The sequence below is a fragment of the Desulfovulcanus sp. genome (genome assembly GCF_982781345.1).
This window is the reverse complement of the sequence record NZ_CEYAEZ010000106.1, coordinates 1-3,092: the sequence shown is the minus strand read 5'-3', so window position 1 is coordinate 3,092 and position 3,092 is coordinate 1. Positions and strand designations below refer to the sequence as shown.

The window sequence follows — 3,092 nt, the reverse complement described above, 5'->3', positions numbered from 1 at the left end:
TGAGAAATGACAGATTGAGCGCCTAATCGTATCATATCAGACAGGGATAGGTCAAGTCCGGTTGTTAGCTTGTTAACGTGCTCTTATGTTAACGCGAAACTATAGTTATAGATTCGATAGGAATCAGAAAGGAGCTTTGCTCATGCTGCCACTGGTTGAGTTTCCCGAATTGGTGCAACACTATGCGCCCTTCTTTGCCTCCGTCTTCTCAGAGAAGGCTTTTGTGCAGTTTCAGCGATATATCAGCGGTCTCATCGTCTCTGAGAACAAGACCGTGGAAGGCATCAACCGGCTTTTTGTGCTGGAGAGTCGAAACCAAAGCAGTCTGAATCGCTTCTTGACGGAGAGCCCGTATTCGGTGGAAGCCTTGAACCAAGCCCGCTTGGCGCTCCTGGCCAGCTTGCCAGGGACGCAAATGAAGCGCAAAGGTGTGCTCAGTGTCGATGACACCCACCTGGCTCATTACGGTCGGCACTTTGACCAGATTGCCTATCTCTATGACCCGGCGCTGAAACATCATGTGTGGGCTCACAATCTGGTCAATCTGCATTACAGCGATGATCTGACAGACTATCCGGTCGCCTTCCAGTTGTGGAAGCCAGCCGACTTGGAAAAGCTGGAGCATGGGCTTCCGGCTGCGGGTGTGAAGCTGCGAGACAGCAAGTTTGCCCTCAAAGACGAGGAACCCAAGAAGTGGCGCAACTACTTGCTGGGTGTGTGGCGGCGTCACCAATCGAAACCAGAAGTTGCCGCACTCTATCAGAGCAAGTTGCTGATTGCTCGCCAGTTGCTCCAGGTCTGGGTAGCTGACAATCCAGGGTTGAAGCTGCCGGTAGCCTTTGACAACTGGTACACGAAACCTGCCTTTTGTCGCTACCTCGACAAGGACTTGCAGTTGTCATACGTGGGCGACTTGGCCGTTGACGACGAGGTACTCTTGGCCACCGGCGCTGAATCGCTGGCAAGCTTCGCCCAGCGACTGAAAGAGGAGCACCTGGCAGCTGTTGAATCAGGCGACAAGAGAGTCTTTCACAAGATTTCGTTCGATTACAAAGGAGAAAGGAAAACCTATTACACCTATTGTCGTACACACCGCATTCGCAACTTTGGCAAGCAACGCCTGGTGATCAGTCATCGCCAGGCCGACTTGTCCGATAAACCGGTTTTCACCAACTCGAACCGTTTGTACTGGCAAGCGACCGGCATCATGCGCATCCGTCGCCACCGCTGGCCCGTTGAAGTCTATCATGAAGAGGGCAAGGCGGAGGGGCTGGACCAGTATCAAGTGCGGGACTTTGAGGCAATCTACCGGCATATTGCCCTCGTCGCCGTGACCTACAGCTTACTGCAAGCCGCCCCACACGACGAGGCTCTCTTGCACAAGCTTCAACGCCAACTCAAGTGCAATCTTGAGGGCAGCGCTGCTTTCTGGCGTCGTACGGCCCAGGCTCAGAGCTTGTGGCTTCTGGCTTGCTTCATCGCTGCTGCTGTGACCCAAGGCCACAGCCTGCGTGAGGTCATGACGCCGTTCCTGGCAACGGTTTGCTCCTGACGTCGCCTTGGCAGTGACAATACGGTTCATGTCTACCTGGCTAGCTTGCTCTAGCCGGGGTAGGGGAGGGTGCGTCCTTCTCCTGGGTAGCAAAAAACATACTATTCGGTTGTTAATCTTTCTTTTTGTTTCCGGGCTTTCGTGCCACATGAATACCAGGCTATTTCACTGCAAAAGTCGTGTCAGTAGACCGCAGTGAGCACAGGCCGGCTTGCGAAAACAGCCTGGTTGGGTTACTCTTGGGGTGAATCTGGAGGTGACAAGATGACTCACAAGCAATCTCACAACTCGACACGAAAGACAAAACGGCTCTCGGCGCGGGACACTCACCAACTGGTTTTGGAAACCCTGCAAACCTACTTCCAGTTGGACCGGGCAGGTTGCCAGTACGACGAGCAAGACATTTGGGACGTGATCATTGCTGCATCCACAGAGCGGGAAACCATAGAGACGATGTGTGACGTGTTGGAAACCAGTCCCAGTGCCAACACGGTACGCCATGCCATCAAGGGGGTACTTCCTGCGGACGAGGACTTGGATGCTTTGGAAGCCGTGCTGAACGAGATGCTGGTTGCTCACCTGCCCGACAAGATGTTGGCCCGACCGTTGCGCACGGCTATTGACCTGGTCCTGATCCCCTATCATGGGAAACATGACGCTGATGATGAAGCGGTCCGCCGGGGAAAAGCCAAAAGCGGTACGACCCACTTTCATGCCTACGCCACCTTCTACACGATCAAGAACAACAAACGGTATACCTTGGCTCTGACTTTCGTCCGTAAATCTGACAAAGCCATTGATATACTGAGGAGATTGGAACAGAAAGCGAAAGACTTGGGTGTGGAAATCAAAAGGCTTCTCCTGGACCGTGAGTTCGACAACAACGGAGTGATTGGCTATCTCAAACAACAGCCTTTCCCCAGCATCATCCCTTTGATCATTCGGGGCAAGAACGGCGGCACACGGGCCTTGGTCCAAGGTCGCAAGAAAAGCTACGTCACCACCTACACTCGTAGAAGTACCATCTACCCCACCGAGACCTTCACGGTTCACATCGCCTGCAAGTATTCGAAAGGACGCTACAAGCGACGCGGCATCTATCGCTTTGCCTACATTGTCATTGGCGAGTTGAAAATGCACCCCCTCCAAATCTATGAAGAATATCGGTTCCGTTTTGGAATCGAAACCAGTTACCGCCTGATGAATCAGGTACGTGCTCGTACCACCTCCAAGTCGCCCGCCCTGCGGTTCTTTTATGTCGGCATCGCTCTGCTCATGCTCAATTTGTGGAGCTTTGTCAAATGGACATATTTGTATGCGCCGCAACGTGGTCCCCGTCAGGTGCTTCACCACCTTTTGCCTTTGGCACGTTGGCGGCTTTGGTTGTGGGAAGTGATCAAGCAACGCCTGGGATTTAGACTGGAGATCATCGTGCCGGCTCCCCTTTGATTGCGGTCTACTGATACTAGAGAAAATAAGTCAAGCAACCAACTGTACATTCGCCGCCAAGCAAACGAAGGAGCAGGGTAGGGCAGAACGG

Annotated in this window: 2 protein-coding genes; both read left to right on the top strand. The window is 53.1% G+C overall.

Annotated features, from left to right (window positions below):
- Positions 1 to 142 precede the first annotated feature (142 nt).
- Entirely contained in the window at positions 143 to 1,552 is a 1,410-nt protein-coding gene (locus AC3WVG_RS11265; RefSeq protein WP_488798215.1) for a transposase, read from the top strand.
- A 264-nt stretch (positions 1,553 to 1,816) separates the two neighbouring features.
- Positions 1,817 to 3,001: a hypothetical protein gene (locus AC3WVG_RS11260; protein ID WP_488798214.1), complete on the top strand. Its 1,185-nt coding sequence runs from the start codon at positions 1,817 to 1,819 to the stop codon at positions 2,999 to 3,001.
- Positions 3,002 to 3,092: the final 91 nt, after the last annotated feature.

Excerpts from the sequence above, each read along its gene's own strand:
- AC3WVG_RS11265 (WP_488798215.1), top strand. The coding sequence starts at position 143 with ATGCTGCCACTGGTTGAGTTTCCCGAATTGGTGCAACACTATGCGCCC.
- AC3WVG_RS11260 (WP_488798214.1), top strand. The coding sequence starts at position 1,817 with ATGACTCACAAGCAATCTCACAACTCGACACGAAAGACAAAACGGCTC.